The 16711-nt window shown below is 41.0% G+C and carries 14 protein-coding genes; 5 read left to right on the top strand and 9 right to left on the bottom strand.

Annotation, left to right across the window (positions count from 1 at the left end; translation table 11 throughout):
• Positions 1 to 23: 23 nt before the first annotated feature.
• Positions 24 to 1655 carry an ABC-F family ATP-binding cassette domain-containing protein gene (locus tag BUR11_RS00835; protein WP_074222957.1) on the top strand — a complete coding sequence of 544 codons (1632 nt, stop codon included), beginning with the start codon at positions 24 to 26 and terminating at the stop codon, positions 1653 to 1655.
• 122 nt (positions 1656 to 1777) lie between these two features.
• Here BUR11_RS00835 and BUR11_RS00830 read toward each other — a convergent pair whose 3' ends face one another.
• From BUR11_RS00830 to BUR11_RS00820, 3 genes are read right to left on the bottom strand one after another with little or no spacing between them, the layout of a single operon-like run.
• On the bottom strand, positions 1778 to 3073 hold the full coding sequence (locus BUR11_RS00830; protein ID WP_074222956.1) for a TRAP transporter large permease: 1296 nt from the start codon (positions 3071 to 3073) through the stop codon (positions 1778 to 1780).
• Complete coding sequence (locus BUR11_RS00825; RefSeq protein ID WP_074222955.1) at positions 3073 to 3564, bottom strand: TRAP transporter small permease; 492 nt, start codon at positions 3562 to 3564, stop codon at positions 3073 to 3075. The genes BUR11_RS00830 and BUR11_RS00825 overlap by 1 nt, the downstream gene beginning before the upstream one ends.
• Positions 3565 to 3585: 21 nt before the next feature.
• Positions 3586 to 4572 (bottom strand): TRAP transporter substrate-binding protein, encoded by a 987-nt coding sequence (locus BUR11_RS00820; protein WP_074222954.1) that lies wholly within the window; start codon positions 4570 to 4572, stop codon positions 3586 to 3588.
• Positions 4573 to 4857: 285 nt separating this feature from the next.
• On the opposite strand from BUR11_RS00820, the gene BUR11_RS00815 reads away from it, so the two are divergent.
• Positions 4858 to 6501: a UxaA family hydrolase gene (locus BUR11_RS00815; protein ID WP_074222953.1), complete on the top strand. Its 1644-nt coding sequence runs from the start codon at positions 4858 to 4860 to the stop codon at positions 6499 to 6501.
• On the opposite strand, the gene BUR11_RS00810 is transcribed toward BUR11_RS00815, so the two are convergent.
• The 6 genes from BUR11_RS00810 to BUR11_RS00785 form a co-directional block, all read right to left on the bottom strand.
• Complete coding sequence (locus BUR11_RS00810) at positions 6498 to 7541, bottom strand: Gfo/Idh/MocA family protein (RefSeq protein ID WP_074222952.1); 1044 nt, start codon at positions 7539 to 7541, stop codon at positions 6498 to 6500. The two genes, BUR11_RS00815 and BUR11_RS00810, sit on opposite strands and share 4 nt — an antisense overlap.
• Positions 7538 to 8551, bottom strand: coding sequence for a 3-dehydro-L-gulonate 2-dehydrogenase (yiaK, locus tag BUR11_RS00805; RefSeq protein WP_074222951.1), 1014 nt, complete (start codon positions 8549 to 8551; stop codon positions 7538 to 7540). Before yiaK ends, BUR11_RS00810 begins: the two co-directional genes overlap by 4 nt.
• A 38-nt stretch (positions 8552 to 8589) precedes the next feature.
• The gene (locus BUR11_RS00800; protein ID WP_074222950.1) at positions 8590 to 8973 is read right to left on the bottom strand and encodes a VOC family protein; all 384 of its coding nucleotides are present in this window, start codon (positions 8971 to 8973) and stop codon (positions 8590 to 8592) included.
• Between the two features lie 84 nt (positions 8974 to 9057).
• Positions 9058 to 10959, bottom strand: a complete 1902-nt coding sequence (locus BUR11_RS00795; protein WP_074222949.1) for a pectinesterase family protein — start codon at positions 10957 to 10959, stop codon at positions 9058 to 9060.
• A gap of 54 nt (positions 10960 to 11013) precedes the next feature.
• The gene (locus tag BUR11_RS00790; RefSeq protein ID WP_074222948.1) at positions 11014 to 11772 is read right to left on the bottom strand and encodes a rhamnogalacturonan acetylesterase; all 759 of its coding nucleotides are present in this window, start codon (positions 11770 to 11772) and stop codon (positions 11014 to 11016) included.
• 1 nt (position 11773) lies between these two features.
• The gene (locus tag BUR11_RS00785; RefSeq protein WP_074225039.1) at positions 11774 to 13447 is read right to left on the bottom strand and encodes a glycoside hydrolase family 28 protein; all 1674 of its coding nucleotides are present in this window, start codon (positions 13445 to 13447) and stop codon (positions 11774 to 11776) included.
• A gap of 475 nt (positions 13448 to 13922) precedes the next feature.
• On the opposite strand from BUR11_RS00785, the gene kduI reads away from it, so the two are divergent.
• Genes kduI through BUR11_RS00770 form a run of 3 tightly spaced genes read left to right on the top strand, consistent with a single transcriptional unit; the run spans position 13923 to position 16620 of the window.
• Complete coding sequence (kduI, locus tag BUR11_RS00780) at positions 13923 to 14762, top strand: 5-dehydro-4-deoxy-D-glucuronate isomerase (RefSeq protein ID WP_074222947.1); 840 nt, start codon at positions 13923 to 13925, stop codon at positions 14760 to 14762.
• Between the two features lie 2 nt (positions 14763 to 14764).
• Positions 14765 to 15553 (top strand): gluconate 5-dehydrogenase, encoded by a 789-nt coding sequence (locus BUR11_RS00775; protein ID WP_074222946.1) that lies wholly within the window; start codon positions 14765 to 14767, stop codon positions 15551 to 15553.
• Between the two features lie 50 nt (positions 15554 to 15603).
• Entirely contained in the window at positions 15604 to 16620 is a 1017-nt protein-coding gene (locus BUR11_RS00770) for a LacI family DNA-binding transcriptional regulator (protein WP_074222945.1), read from the top strand.
• Positions 16621 to 16711: the final 91 nt, after the last annotated feature.

The following is a 16711-nucleotide window of genomic DNA, read 5'->3' as shown; positions in this document are numbered from 1 at the left end:
TTGCCGCTTCAATTCAGATAATTATGATTTCAGTAGATAATGTAGCCGTTGAACATAGCGGTTCTACACTCTTTAGTAATATTTCTTTTGCCATCAATGAGACCGACAAAATTGCCTTGATGGGGAAGAATGGAGCAGGGAAATCCACCCTACTCAAAATTATTGCCGGTCAATCCAAACCTACATCAGGATCTGTTTCAGCTCCAAAAGATTTTGTGGTGGCTTATTTACCTCAGCATTTATTGACTTCCGATGATTGTACGGTGATGGAAGAAACTTCCAAAGCTTTCGCAAGCTATCTGAATATGAAAACTGAAATCGATCGGATCAATGAAGAACTGACAGTGAGAACCGATTACGAATCTGAGGAATATTACAAACTGATCGAGCAAGTTTCTGAATTGAGTGAGAAATTCTACGCGATCGAAGAAGTCAATTATGAAGCAGAAGTAGAGAAAGTTCTTTTAGGACTGGGGTTTGTTAGGGAAGATTTTACTAGGCTAACTTCTGAATTTTCTGGAGGCTGGAGAATGAGAATTGAATTGGCCAAAATCCTTTTACAAAACCCGGACTTAATCCTACTTGATGAGCCGACCAACCATTTGGATATTGAATCCATCCAATGGCTAGAGGATTTCTTGATGAATAAAGCAAAAGCGGTAGTGGTAATTTCCCACGACCGGGCTTTTGTAGACAACATCACCACAAGAACCATTGAGGTAACCATGGGGCGTATTTACGATTACAAGGCGAAATACAGCCATTACCTGGAGTTAAGGAAAGAACGTCGTGAACAACAGCAAAAGCATTACGAAGAACAGCAAAGAACCATTGCCGATATCCAAGCTTTCATAGATCGTTTCAAAGGCACCTATTCCAAAACTTTACAGGTTCAATCCAGGGTAAAAATGCTGGAAAAAATGGAAATCATTGAAGTGGACGAAGTGGATACTTCCGCCTTGAAACTTCGATTCCCTCCCTCTCCAAGATCTGGAAATTATCCGGTAATCGTGGACGAAATGAGTAAAAGCTATGGAGACCATGTCGTTTTCAAAAATGCTTCTATGACTATTGAACGAGGTCAAAAAGTATCCTTTGTCGGTAAAAATGGAGAAGGGAAATCCACCATGATCAAGGCGATCATGGGAGAAATAGACTTTGAAGGAAAATGTGAATTAGGCCACAACTCCATGATCGGCTACTTTGCCCAGAATCAAGCTTCCTTGCTGGATGAAACGCTTAGCATTTTCGAAACGATTGATCAAATCGCTGTAGGGGAAGTCAGAACGAAAGTAAAGGACATCCTGGGTGCTTTCATGTTCAAAGGAGATGACATCAACAAGAAAGTGAAGGTACTTTCCGGAGGAGAAAAAACACGTTTGGCCATGGTGAAGCTATTGCTGGAACCTGTCAACTTGCTGATTCTCGATGAACCCACTAACCATTTGGACATGAAAACCAAGGACATCATCAAAGATGCCTTAAAAGCATTTGACGGTACTTTGATTGTGGTTTCTCACGACCGTGATTTCTTGGATGGTTTGGTGACGAAGGTCTTTGAATTCGGAAATAAGCGCGTAAAAGAACACTTTGAAGACATCAATGGATTCTTAAGAAACAAAAAGTTGGAGAACTTGAAAGAAGTAGAGAGATAAAAGTCCTTAGATTTTAGATTTCAGTGAGGCGCAATTGATTCTATGTCTATCAGTTTTATTCCCTATAATAAAAATGCGGAGGTTTAAACCCTCCGCATTTTTTGTTTTCCGCTAATTCAAGTTTAAAGCCCAAACACCCTGGGTAGCCAAAGTGATATTTCAGGGAATATCATAATCAAGGCCAAGGCTAAGATCATCGCAAAGAAGAACGGAAGTAGGGGCTTGATTACCTTCTGAATGGTAGTTTGGGCTATTCCTACTCCAATAAATAATACGGAGCCTACCGGTGGAGTACAAAGACCAATACAAAGGTTTAGCACCATCATAATACCAAAATGAACAGGATCGATCCCCAAAGAAGTAACAACCGGTAAAAAGATCGGTGTAAAAATCAGTACTGCAGGAGTCATATCCATAAAAATCCCTACAAATAGAAGCAACACATTGATCATGATCAAGATCACAAAAATATTATCGCTCAAGGATAACAGGGAATTGGAAATGCTTTGAGGAATTTCCTCACTGGACATCACCCAAGACATGGCCATGGATGTGGCGATAAGCAACATCACTACCGCGGTAGTTTCTGCGGATTTCAACAATACAGCAGGTAGATCCTTTACTCCTATTTCCCTATAAATCATGGAAAGAGCTAAGCTATATACTACTGCAATGGCAGAGGCCTCGGTTGCTGTAAATACTCCTCCGATAATCCCTCCAATCACCACAACCAACAAGAATAAACTTGGAATTGCTTTCCAGAAAGTGCTCAATAAATGTTTGAAAGTACTGGCCTCTCCTGCAGGTAATTTCTTTATTTTAACCATCACCGCTGCAGTGATCATTAACAACAACCCCACCAATAAGCCTGGAAGATATCCTGCCACAAATAGAGCAGCAATGGACACCCCTCCTGAGGCCAAAGAATAGACGATCAACACATTGGATGGAGGTATAATCAATCCAGTTGTAGATGAGGTGATGTTTACAGCAGCTCCTAACTCTTTTGGATATCCTTCTTTTTCCATTCTTTTCCCCAAAATACCTCCCATAGACGATGCTGCCGCTACGGCTGAACCTGCAATGGCTCCCATCAACATGGCTGCAATGACATTCACATGAAGTAATCCTCCGGGGAGTCTTCCTGTAAGGGCTTTGGCAAAATTAATCAAGCGATTGGCAATCCCTCCTCGATTCATGAGCTCTCCTGCCAAAATAAAAAATGGAATCGCCAGCAAGGAGAAACTATCCAGTCCAGTCCCCATTCGTTGGGCCACGGTGGTAATGGCAGGCATAGAAGCTACCGTCACCATTAAAGTAAACATGCTCGAAAGTCCCAGACTCCAAGCCACTGGAACACCAATTCCTAAAAAGAAAATAAATGATAATACCAGTACTAAAACGCTAAGAATTTCCATTATTCAGCTGTTTGGATAGAGTGGAACAATTGAATAATAAATACTACCTGGTAGTACGTGACTAACAACCCGCTAAATGGAATAATACCATATACATAGGCTAAGGGGATTTGAAGGGTAGCGGACTTTTGACCAAGAATAAAAGTGATGTACACCAAATTAGATCCGCCAATAACCATCACTACGATGGCAAATACCAGAATACACACACTGATCAGGATCATTAATTTATCCTGAGCTTTCTCTTTTAAATTCGTCAGAAGTATATCGATGGCTAAATGCTCGTTTTTACCTGCCACATAAGCTGCCCCAAGCATCCCTACCCAGATCATCATGTATCTAGAAAGTTCATCTGTAAAAGAGCTAGGGTCTTTAAAAATATACCTTGAAGTAACTTGCCAAGTCACATTGATCACCATCAAGGCCATCAAGATGACCAACAGATGCGAGATCAGTTTATCAAGTTTGGATTTAGTTTCTAATGAAAACATGTATAAAGAATCTTGGGTTAATTATTTCACATCTCTAATGGCCTGAACGATTTCATAAATTTCAGGCTGATCTATTTTCAATTGGTCATAAACACCTTCCACCGCTTTTCGGAAAGGCTCTTTATCAGGATAGGTAATAGTCACACCGGCGGCTTCCAATTCACGCATGGATTCTGCGGAGGATTCTTCCCAAAGTTTATATTCATAGGTCGCAGATTCGTCCGCTGCCTCCTGTACCCATTGTTGCTCTTCCTCAGTCAAATCTTCCCAGACCTTGGTACTGATAATGACCACATCTGGTAATGCTGTGTGCTCATCCAGACTATAATATTTACAAACTTCATAGTGCTTGGAAGTATAAAGGCTTGGAGGATTATTCTCCGCTGCATCCACGATCCCTTGTTGCAAAGCAGTATACAATTCTCCATAGGAAACCGGAGTAGGTGAGCTACCAAGTGCTTTTACCATATTGGATGCCGTCACACTCTCCATTACCCGTACTTTCAGACCAGCTAAGTCCTCAGGAGTTTCTACAGGTTTATCTTTGGTATAAAAACTTCTTTTCCCTGCATCGTAATAACATAATCCCCGAAGCCAAAACTCTTCTCCATCTAGGAGCAGTTGTTTACCAATGGGACCTTCCAACACTTTTCGCTGGTGCTCGTCATCTCTAAATAAATAGGGCATTCCAAACACTTGCATGGTCGGAGCAAAGCCTTCCAAAGCAGCCGCAGATACTTTGGTCATACCCAAACTTCCAATTTGAAGCAGTTCGAGCAATTCCCTTTCGGAGCCTAATTGCTGGTTAGGGTATACTTTGACCTTGATTTTTCCATTTGATTTTTTCTCAATTTGCTTGGCCATAAACAGCATCGCCTCATGTACGGGATGACTAACCACCTGGGCATGACCTAGTTTGATGATCTTAAATTTGAGCGGAGAGGAACAAGAAAACGGAAGAACTCCTAAAAAAATGGTGATCACTAAAATTGAAAGGGTTCTTTTCATGGGTTTATTTGAAATATAGGCATTTAACAATAATAACTTTTTCCTGACTCAGTTGCCCGATGATTTACGGAATCGATTTAAAAACCGGTATACAAGGGTAATTTCTTGTCTAAGCTTAAAAATATCCTGAAAAGAAAACTGAATTCTATTCTTTTTAGCCCCTTTTCTCAAAATCCCGGCATACTCTACCACAGAGATAGCAATACAATAATTTTTCATTCTTTTCTTTTACCAAAGAAACCCTATCTTTGCGCAATCGATTGCACAATATAAGCTATTAAACCCATGAACCATCGAATAGTACGAATTCATCCCAAAGACAATGTCCTTGTAGCCTTACAGGATTTAGAAGCAGGAGAACTTTATTCCATTGAAGGTGTAGAGGGAATCTTACAGGCCCCGGTTTCCGCTAAACATAAATTCTCAATGGAGGACCTTCACCAGGGAGATTTGATTTATATGTATGGAGGTATCGTGGGCAAAGCAGTGGTAGATATTCCTTCAGGCCACCCCCTGACTACATCCAATGTCACCCATGAAGCTGAAAGCTTTGGGGGAAAAACGGAAGATTACCACTGGGAAGCACCTGATGTAAGCAAATTTCAAAATAGGACCTTTCAAGGTTTTCATCGAAGTGACGGACAGGTTGGAACGGGTAATTACTGGTTGGTTATTCCCTTGGTATTTTGTGAAAATCGAAATGTAGACACCATCAAGGAAGCTTTTTTGGAAGAATTAGGATTTGCCAAACCTAACCCATACAAGCAACTGGTCAAAGAAATGGCTTTGCACTACCAAGCGGGAGACCAAGCAGCAATCGCCAATCTTTCAGTTTCCACATTTACAGAAAGGAAAGATTTGAAATTATTTCCACAGGTAGATGGCATTAAATTTCTAAATCATCAGGGAGGGTGTGGTGGAGTAAGACAGGATTCCGAGGCCCTTTGCACCTTACTGGCTGGATATATCAATAATCCTAACACCGCTGGAGCAACGGTCTTAAGCTTGGGATGTCAAAATGCACAGGCTTCCATCTTAGAACAGAAACTAAAAGAGATGAATCCTGATTTCCAAAAGCCATTGATCATGTTGGAGCAGCAAAAGGAAGGAACAGAGCAGCAATTATTGACCCATGCCATCAAAGAAACATTCCTAGGATTAGCTGAGGTAAATAAATTACGCAGGCAACCCGCTGCATTGAGTAAATTGACGGTGGGGTTAGAATGTGGCGGTTCAGATGGTTTTTCGGGTATTTCAGCCAATCCATCTGTGGGATATGCTGCGGATCTCATTGTCGCCCTTGGTGGAAAGGCAATTCTTTCTGAATTCCCCGAATTATGCGGAGTAGAACAAGAACTGATCAACCGATGCGTAACCCATGAAAGCGCAGAAAAATTTTCAGCATTAATGAAATCCTACGCTGCTGCGGCAGAGGCAGTAGGTTCCGGTTTTGACATGAATCCCTCTCCTGGAAACATCAAAGATGGATTGATCACAGATGCCATGAAATCTTCAGGAGCCGCAAAAAAAGGAGGTACCTCTCCGGTTACAGATGTACTGGACTACGGAGAAATCGTCAGGAAACCAGGTCTAAATTTGCTTTGCACCCCTGGGAATGATGTGGAAAGCACTACTGCAATGGCTGGTTCTGGAGCCAATGTGATACTTTTCACTACAGGTTTAGGAACTCCCACCGGAAATCCAATCACACCAGTGATCAAAGTATCCAGCAACCACCGCCTGGTGGAAAGGATGCCAGATATCATCGACGTCAACACGGGATATGTGATTTCCGGAGAGAAATCCATTCAGCAAATGGGTGAGGAAATTTTAGAGCAGGTCATTGCCGTCGCAAGTGGAGAAATGACCAAAGCCCAGAAATTGGGGCAAGATGATTTTATTCCTTGGAAAAGAGGCGTATCCCTTTAACCTGCTTTGTCTTTGAAAGGGAATTCTACTTTTTGACCAGTTTTGGAAGATTGATACATGGCCCGAATCAACTCTACTGATTTTCGTGCAGTTTTTCCGTCTACCGTAGGTGTTGAGTTATTCTTGATGTCTTTTAAAAACAATTCCCATTGTTGAAGGTGCAATTGGTAACCAATGGCATTAGGGTCTGAAGAACCTGAGCCAGAAACAGCGTCCCCTTTTATTTCTGAGGCTTCTTCTCCCTTGATATTCCAGGCAATGATCTTACCTCCTTCCAGGATTGCACTTCCCTTGGTCCCAAAGATCTCTACTCGTTCGGGGTATCCCGGATACAAGGTGGTTGCAGAGGTAACATTCCCCAGGGCCCCATTTTTGAATTGAACCAAGCCCATTCCCAAATCTTCACCTTCAATCGGATAGAGGGTGGTTTGGACTTGCGCGTATACATGTGCTACATCCCCCATTAAATCCAACAGTAAATCAATGGTATGGATCCCCTGATTGATAAGGGCTCCTCCCCCATCGGCTTTCAACGTACCTTTCCACTTACTGGTGGCATAATACGCATCATCCCTAAACCAATTGACATAGGCATTGCCTACCAACAATCTTCCAAATACCCCATTGACAACTGCCTTCTTTAGTTTGATGAAATCTTCCGCGAATCTATTTTGAAAAATTACAGCCAGCTGAACTCCACCTTCCTTACATGCTGCAATTAATTGATCGGCTCTAGGCAAGGTAATTTCAATAGGCTTCTCTACCATCACATGCTTTCCAGCCCTGGCTGCAGCTAATCCTGGCTCCAAATGAATTCCACTTGGAGTGCAAATGCAAACTATATCCAAATTCGGAAGGCCTAAAAATTCATTTAATTCGGTATATATAGGAGCTGAAAACAACTCCTTCGCTGCATTGGCACTGGAAGAGTTCGGATTAAAAAGTGCTACCAGTTCCGCTCCTTTTAACTCTTCAATTGCCTGTGCATGTTTCACCGCTATGGATCCTGTACCTACTATTCCAATTCCGAATTTTTTCATTTTTGTAACTCATTTAAAATTTGACTCCAGACCTCCCTGTTGACAGGAATTCCTTCTACTCTATTTTTCTCTCTAGTCCTTAGGACATTCTCTCCCGGGTACAAAACTTCCTTTCCTTCAAACACCTTGGAACTTTTGAGTTCATTTATAATCTCATTTCCTTTTTGATCGAACCAATCTTCTAATTCCAATTTCTTTGGATCAAAGCATAAAAACACCTGGGAAAGCCCTATTTCTTCACCGGATAGATCTACTTCATGCGTACTATCGCCTCCAGAAAGTAAAGCGGCCAATAGATCCAGAACCAAGGACAGTCCTGCTCCTTTCCACATACCTGCCGGAAGTGCCATTTCATTTTCGATGATGGTCTTCGGATCATTAGTCAGATTCCCCTCCTGATCAAATCCAGCTGCATAAGGAGCTTTTTTTCCTGCCATGGAGAACACGGAAAGTTTCCCGTAGGCAAATTGGGACATGGCCATGTCCAACACCACTGGGCCTTCTGATCGGGGTATCCCTATCACTAATGGATTGTTCCCAAGCTTAGGTTCACTGCCTCCCCAAGCGGGCATATTTGCTTTGGTATTGGTAAAACAAATCCCAATTTTACCTGCCTTTACCGCCTGCCAACCAAAATTTCCTCCGCGCATCCAATGGTTGGTGTTTTTTAAAGCGACGCAGCCTATCCCTAATTGCTCAGAAATCTTGATCGCCCTCCCCATGGCAAAGTCAGCATTTAAGTTCCCTACTCCCAATTGACCATCCCAACGCTCAAACACCCCCAGATTACTTTCTATTTCAGGTTCCTTAGTAGGATTTACATAACCTTTCCGAATAAATTCCAGAAGTTTCAAAAATCGATTTACGCCATGAGACCGAACTCCATCAAGATCCGTTTGAGCAAAAAGCAATGCACATTTTTCAGCTCTTTGGGTATCAAAGCCATAGCGCTGCAGCACACTTTCCAATGTCTTGGACAGTTCCTCAAAACTTATGTTCAGATCATTCATAGGTAGATGAAACAATTCTCCATTCTTAAACTCGACTATTAAATCATGGGAGTGGCTCTTTTACATAATTGCAAACAGATGCCCCATGGGTCTCTCAGCATAACTAAATGCGACCCATCCGGTAATATATCATCAGAAAACTCTTTAGCCCCAGCTGCTATTAACCGGTTTTTATCCCCCGTAGGATCTTGGGACACTAAAGCAATATGGACCGCAAGGGGGTGTAATTTTTCAAATTCCAGCGTTTCCCCTTTTGGGTTATTGTAAAGTTCCAGCATGACGGTTCCGCTATCGTCTGCCAGAAAAATCATATTTGGAGCTTCTTCCATTTTCTTTTTTACTGTAAGACCTAAATGTTCTTCGTACCAAAGAGCAGTCGCTTTTGCATCGGGAACATTGATGGCGAAGTGTTCAAATTTCATGGATTGGTGTGTTTTTTTATCAAGTTACTCATCAGAAATGAAAAGTTTGGCAGGAACAAGCTTCGAATCCCTACTCAAGGGATATTAATAGTTTAAAACCTTGCTTAAAAAGCCATCCATCAGATCAACGGTAGGTTGAAACCAAGGCTCATAAAGCCAAAATGGATGTGGACTTTCAGGGAAAGTGTGAACTTCCGAATAAACTCCTGCAGCATCTAACTTTTCAATTAATTCATCTCTCCCCGCGTGGAACCTTGGATATTGGGAATTGATAAAAAGCATAGGGACAAAATTGGGATGCTTCAAGTACAAAGGTGAAGCATGGTCCCAAACCTCAGGTTTTTGTCCATAGGTACCACCCAGCCATTCGGAAGCAACCTGACCTTCTGCAGATTCAGGATGATGGAAAGCCAAAATCCCATCCATGTCAATGATTGCATGAACTATTGAACTAGCTTCCAAAGAGCTTTCACCCTCGTATTCATAAGACTTGGTCAGACCTACTAATGCAGCAATTTGTCCTCCGGCAGAACTTCCGGAAATAGCCACTTTGTTGCTGTCTAGACCAAATTCATTCGCATGTACTTTCAGCCATCGAATCGCCTCTTTCACATCATGAATTCCTGCAGGATATGGTGCTTCTGGCGAAAGCCTATATTCCACCACGGCAGTAACAAACCCTCTTCCCGCCAAAGCCATCGCCATGGGAATCTGAAGTTCTTTGCCTCCAGACTTCCATCCTCCCCCATGCACCATTACTATTCCTGGACTTAATGACTCCACTCTTTTGGGAGCGAAGACGTCTATTTGCAGTTTTCTATCTCCCAGTATTTTGTAAACTTGATTTCTTACTTCCAGAATATCATCATTCGCTGATGCATATACGGGTTTGATTTGAGGAAAATTCCTAACATCCTTTTTCCAAGCATCCTCCAGGTTGAAAGATTTGTCTTTTTCATACCCAAACCATCTGTTTCCATCATAGTCAGCATCATTATTACTTCCAGAAAAAATAAGGCTATTGTGATACTGAGGCAACTGATCCCCAGAAAGCTGAAAAGTCCATTCTGCTCTGCTTTCTTTAGTTGATCCTGGACCATAACTCCCATATTCTGCATAAAAAACTGTTTTTTCAGCATATTCCCTTCCCCAATTATGCCAGCCTTTCGGATGAATTGATGGAGGCATTTCAGTATTGATAAAAACAGTTTTTGCAAAATTTCTCCATGGCCTTCCCAAATAAACTTCAGAAACATCCGCTGCTGAGGTAATTCTACAATTTTTGAAAACATAACCGTATTCTACCCAGGCTGGAGTGGATGCTGCTGTGATATAGGAGTTAGATTTTGCATGAATTTCACAATTCTCAAACACAGCAGTAGCCGATCCAAAAATGAAATCTATCGTCCCCTCGATATAACAATTCTTATAATACTGTCTGGAATTTTCTCCTGAAGCAAACATAGTGTCCTGATTGCCTAAAAAACGACAATTTTCAAAAACTAAACGATCACCCTCTGCATGTAACGCCACCGCCTGACCAACTTGTCCAGCCGTATTTTGAATCGTTAAATTTTTAAAAGTGAGGGAGTTCCCAAGTACTTTGAGCGTATAGGTTTCGAATGTTCCCATGTTATCTTTTGCCGCAAAATCATCAAAAGTGATGATGGTGTTTTCCGGGTTTTCACCTACAAAATTCACATTTGTCACAGGCCCGTGGATGACTAATTTCTCCTTATAAATACCCGGCCTAATGTACACTGTCAAAGGTTTTGGCAAGTAAACACGGATCGCATCCAATGCTTCTCCAATGGTCTTAAAATGACCAGTCCCATCTTGTGCCACCACAATATCATGCTCCACTTTTCCTTTTAACTCTTCCGAATCCAAAGGTTTGGGATCCAACCATTCTCCTTGGGAAAATGATGGCTGAATTAAGGTGTTGCTCAAAAGCAGAAAGAAAAACTGAATTCGAATAAAATTCATGGGAACGTATTTTGGGCAAATTAGTAATAGGGTAAAGACCTTTTCCTCAATAATTCAGTCTTTTAAAAACCTGACTAGCTCAGGAAGTTCTCTCTTTAATTCTTCCACCGCTAAATCGCTTACCTTGAAAGCTCCTGTTGGAGACAGATGAGTATTATCTTCTTTTCCTTCAGGAAACACTGAATAATCACCAGGTCGGTAATGAAGGAATAACTCCTTGGATTTTTCTACTCCAAATTGATTAAGGAGCTCAACTGTTTTTACATGCATATCAAACAAAGGCACTTCATATTCGTCTGAAACCTCTCTTACCACTTCCGAATACCTACCATGAGTATCAATCAAGACTCCATTTTCATCGAAGCTTCTTCTCGAAATGGGAGTCGCTAAAATGGGATTACCTCCTTTGCTTCTGACATCTTTAATGAATCGAATTAAATTATCCCGATAGGTAGAATCCGCAAAAGCATAGCGATCCTCGGAATTTATTTTCTGATCATTATGACCAAATTCAATGATCACATAATCTCCTTCCTGCAATCGTTCCATCACCACATCCCACCTGCCTTCATCCCTAAAGCTTTTGGTACTTCTTCCATTCTTGGCGTGGTTTTCAAAGCGAATCCCCTCTTTGAAATACAAAGGAAATACCTGTCCCCAACCCTTTTCGGGATTACTTCCAGTATATGGTTTATCCGCCATGGTCGAGTCTCCGACCATAAAAAAAGTAATCTCTTCTTCTGAAACTATATCACCAAAAATCACGGCAACACCTAGGGAGAATAGAGAAAGTAGGATCACAAATAACTTCATCTTATTTCAATTTTACGGCAGAGGCCGGTAGACCATTTCCTTTTGAAATCTGATCGGGACTTGAAAAATCTGATCGATCTAATTCAATTTGATCAGAATTCCCCAAAATCCGAACGGCTGGTTTTCCATTTTTCTCAAATTCAAAACCACTAACAGTGACTCCTTGGCTATTGTAGATTGTCAGTGGCACTTCATCAGTACCCAAGACACGTACATTGATCAACTCAAGACCTGCCGCATCAATGGCCGTAATACCTTTTTTGGCCTCTAAAACTGCATTTTCCAATCTCACGTTTTCAAGCTTCATCTCAGGCAAACCCATAAAGAAAGCTGCTGTTTCCGAATTGGTCACCTGGATATTTTTCATGCTGATATTTCGAAAAACAGGAGTTTCCTCGGTAACTGGCATCATCTTCTCTTCTCTCGCCTCATCTTCTTCACTTTGATCTTCCTCAATGATGGGGCTATTCCCAGTATAAAACATATTAAACCCGATCGCTTCTGTTGGGATTCCAATCATATCCACATTGGAAATCCAGATATTTTCCACCACTCCTCCACGTCCACGGGTACTTTTGAATCTCAGTCCTATGTCTGTGCCGATAAAAGTGCAGTTGGAAACATGAATGTTTTTTACGCCACTGGACATTTCACTTCCCACTGTCACGCCTCCATGTCCATGATAAACGATGTTATTTTTAATGATCACATTCTCTGTAGGAATTGCTCGGTCTCGACCATCTTTGTCTTTACCGGACTTGATGCAAATGGCATCATCTCCCACATCAAAGGTATTGTTATAGATCAGTGCATTTTTACAAGATTCCAGGTCCAAGCCATCCCCATTTTGAGAATACCAAGGATTTCGGACATTCAGGTTACGAATGATTACATCCTCACTCATCAAAGGATGAATGTTCCAGGCTGGTGAATTCTGAAAAGTAGGACCATCCAATAAAACCCGTTTACTTTCCCGGATACTGATCATCACTGGACGGAGAAAATCTTTCATTTTTTCCAATTCCTTGCGATCGGTAATATCTGGCACATTGAAACTGCTACTAGCATTGTAACCATCCAAAAAAGACTGAGATGGAAACCAGTTTGCCCCCTCTACAATCCCTCCAGATTTCATTAAGTTATTCCATTGGCTCTCCGTCATTTTCCCTTTCTTTACCGACCTCCAAGCATCCCCGCTTCCGTCTATTGTCCCCTTTCCCGTAATCGCAATATTTTCTACGCGATAGGCATTAATGGGTGAAATACATCTAATAGTATTAAGACCTTCAAAACTGGTTTCTACCAATGGGTAGTCATCCTTATCCTTACTAAATATAATCAAGGCTCCATCTTCCAAATGCAGATTGATGTTACTCAATAAAGTAATAGGACCAGTCAACCAAATCCCCCTAGGGACCATCACTTTTCCTCCTCCCAATCTTGCCACTTCTTCTATGGCAGCTTTGAAGGCTTCCGAGTTTTTGGTTAAGCCGTCTCCTACCGCTCCAAACTCCACAATGCTTTTCTTTAATTCAGGAAAACTGGTTTCTTTTACTTTAGGCATTTCAAACTCCACTCCTTCATAGATCGATTGAATGGATTCTTGGGCAAGTAAATCCTTTCTGATTACAAGGAACAGAAGGGTCAGAAAGCATACAAATTTTAATGGCTTCATATTTTGGGTCTTGTTTTTTTGCTCCTTTTTTTTTGTTCCTGATTTTTTTTGAATCAAAAAACAAAAAACATAACATCACAGGTTACATTTTCTGCTTTGAAACTTTATATTATAAATCAATTCAGAAAATAGGCAGGGTTGAGTATCCTCTCGCAGACTCCTCGCTTTTCATCAAAAACCAGGAACCACAAAATCTTGGAGAACTCCCTTTAAACCCCTCTGAATATAAACTTCTAATTTTCAATTATTTACAAGCAAACCTGTTTAAAGATAACAATTGAATCTATTTTTGAGCAATCGATTGCATATTAAAAACTTTTGATTGGATTTAAAAATCAAAATTTAAATAATCACATAGAAGCACATTCAATCAATAAGTTAGACAAACTATTTAAGTAATTATCAATAGTAATTTCAATACGGACATCCAAGATTATTTAATTATATTGCGCAAACGATTACATCAATTCCCCAAATGAATACTGAAATAACCACCCGATACTCTTCCCACCCAGAAGATTTCAAAAGCTACCCAACTTCAGAAATCAGAGATAAATTTTTAATCGAAGATTTATTCAAGGCTGATAAAATCTCAGGAGTTTACACCTTGGAGGATCGTCTAATTGTGGGAGGTATTCATCCGGTTCATTCCCCTGTCCAATTAGAAGCAGTGGATCAATTAAAAGCGGAGAATTTCCTAGATCGAAGAGAAATAGGAATTATAAATATCGGGGCAAAGACCAAAATAGATATCGATGGAGCGTCCTTAGAACTGGACCATAAAGAAGCATTATACATTGGAAAAGGAGTGAAAGAAGTTATTTTTCACCCTTCTCCATCGGGAGACACCTACTTATACTTTAATTCTGCTCCTGCCCATCAGGAGTACCCAACTCGAAAAATCACCAGAAAAGATGCTGAGGTGGTGACCCTTGGCTCCCTTGAAAATTCCAATCATCGAACCATCTACAAACTGTTAGTCAATTCAGTTCTGGAAACCTGCCAACTTCAAATGGGAATGACAGAATTAAAGCCAGGGTCCGTTTGGAATACCATGCCTGCACATACCCATGACAGAAGAATGGAAGCCTATTTTTATTTTGACTTAAGCGAGGAAAATGTGGTCTCTCACTTTATGGGGCAAGCAGACGAAACAAGACATATTTGGTTAAAGAACCATCAAGCAATCATTTCACCGCCTTGGTCAATCCACAGTGGCGCAGGGACTTCCAATTATACCTTCATTTGGGGGATGGCTGGAGAAAATATGGATTACAAGGATATGGATGGAATCAAACCTGTGGATTTAAAGTAACTATGAAGCCCAACTTTGATTTAAAAGGAAAAACAGCGCTTGTCACTGGTGCCACTCATGGGTTGGGAATGGCCATGGCTAAGGCGTTGGCACTTAGCGGAGCAAATTTGGTGATCAATGGTCACACTCCCTCCAAAATGGAGGCTGCTTTTGAAAATTATACCAATGCTGGCATTCGAGTCCACCCGTATCTTTTCAATGTATCCGATGAAATCGCTGTGAATAATTCCATTTCTAAAATTGAATCTGAAGTGGGGCCTATAGATATTTTAGTCAATAATGCGGGGTTGATACAACGGACTCCTGCCCTGGAAATGAATCCCAGCGACTTTAGAAAAATTATTGATATTGATTTAGTCTCTCCTTTCATCGTTTCCCAAAGAGTAGCTAAATCTATGATCAGCAGAAAGAAGGGAGGAAAGATCATCAACATTTGTTCGATGATGAGTGAATTGGGTCGTGATACGGTTAGTGCCTATGCAGCAGCAAAAGGTGGCTTAAAAATGCTTACGCGTAACTTGGCTACCGAATGGGCAAAATACAACATTCAAGTCAATGGCATTGGTCCTGGCTATTTTGCAACAGATCAAACTGCTCCCATCAGAGTCAACGGACATCCCTTCAACGATTTTATTATAGACAGAACACCAGCAGGAAGATGGGGAAACCCTGAAGATCTCGGAGGCGTGGCGGTCTTCTTGGCTAGTGAAGCCAGCAATTTCATTAATGGCCAGGTCATCTATGTTGATGGAGGAATCTTGGCAACAATTGGAAAACCTCATGGAGAATAAGCTATCATTTACCATGTCAAGAATCAATAGACCCAAACACCAGACTTGTAATGAAGAAACAAAAAGCAACGATTCATGATATTGCTGAGAAGCTGGAAATAACCGCCAGTACTGTATCAAGAGCCCTCAATAATCATCCTAGAATATCTGAGGCGACTAAAAAGAAAGTGCTGAAAGTAGCGAAGCAACTCAATTATCAACCCAACCACATTGCGTCTGCACTGAGGAGTGGAAAAAGTAGGCTAATTGGAGTAATCGTCCCCACAGCCAATCGGAATTTCTTCTCTTCTGTCATTCGAGGAATTGAAGAAATTGCGAATAATCTGGATTATAAAATTGTGATCTCCCAATCCTACGATGAGTTTGAAAAGGAGGCCCAAACAGTGGAGACCTTACTGAATGCCAGAGTGGATGGCGTCATTGCCTCTATAGGCAAGACCACGGAAAATTTTGAACACTTCGAAAAAATCATTCAAAAAGGTATTCCATTGGTGCTTTTCGATCGGGTGTCTAATGATTTGGAGGTCAGTCAAGTGGTCATAGATGATTTTTTGGGAGCCTACCAAACCGTAGAACACTTAATAAAAAATGGCGCTCGAAGGATCGTTCATTTTACCAGTTCACAAAGAATCAATATTTACAAAGAAAGGAAAAGGGGATATGAAGAAGCTTTGAAGGATCATGGAATAGAACTTGATCCTGATTTAATCATAAATAGCAAAATGCAATTAGAAGATGGGAGGCAAATGACAGAGGAACTGCTTAAAAATGGGGTTAAATTTGATGCGATCTTTTCATCCTCTGATTATTCAATCATGGGGGCCATGCAGGTATTGAAGGAACACGGTTTTAAAATACCCCAAGACGTGAAATTAGCAGGTTTTGGAAATGAACCTTTTACTTCCTTCACAGAACCAGCCATCACTACTGTAGATCAAAAAAGTATACCCATGGGTAAAATTACTGCTGAAACCTTTTTCGAATTATTGAATAATGACAAACCAGACCCCGTAGCAAAAAGAACCATTTTGAAACCCGAATTGATTATCAGAGGCTCTTCTTCATAATCAACTGACTTCCTATTCTGCAGGACAGAACAATAAAGCCCTATTCATAACTTAGCTTATACAAATTTTTCCACTTCTCTGAAACACATCA

It is taken from the genome of Algoriphagus halophilus, assembly GCF_900129785.1.
GTDB lineage: Bacteria > Bacteroidota > Bacteroidia > Cytophagales > Cyclobacteriaceae > Algoriphagus > Algoriphagus halophilus.
The sequence above is the reverse complement of the archived record's forward strand: the minus strand, read 5'-3'. Positions and strand labels throughout refer to the sequence as shown.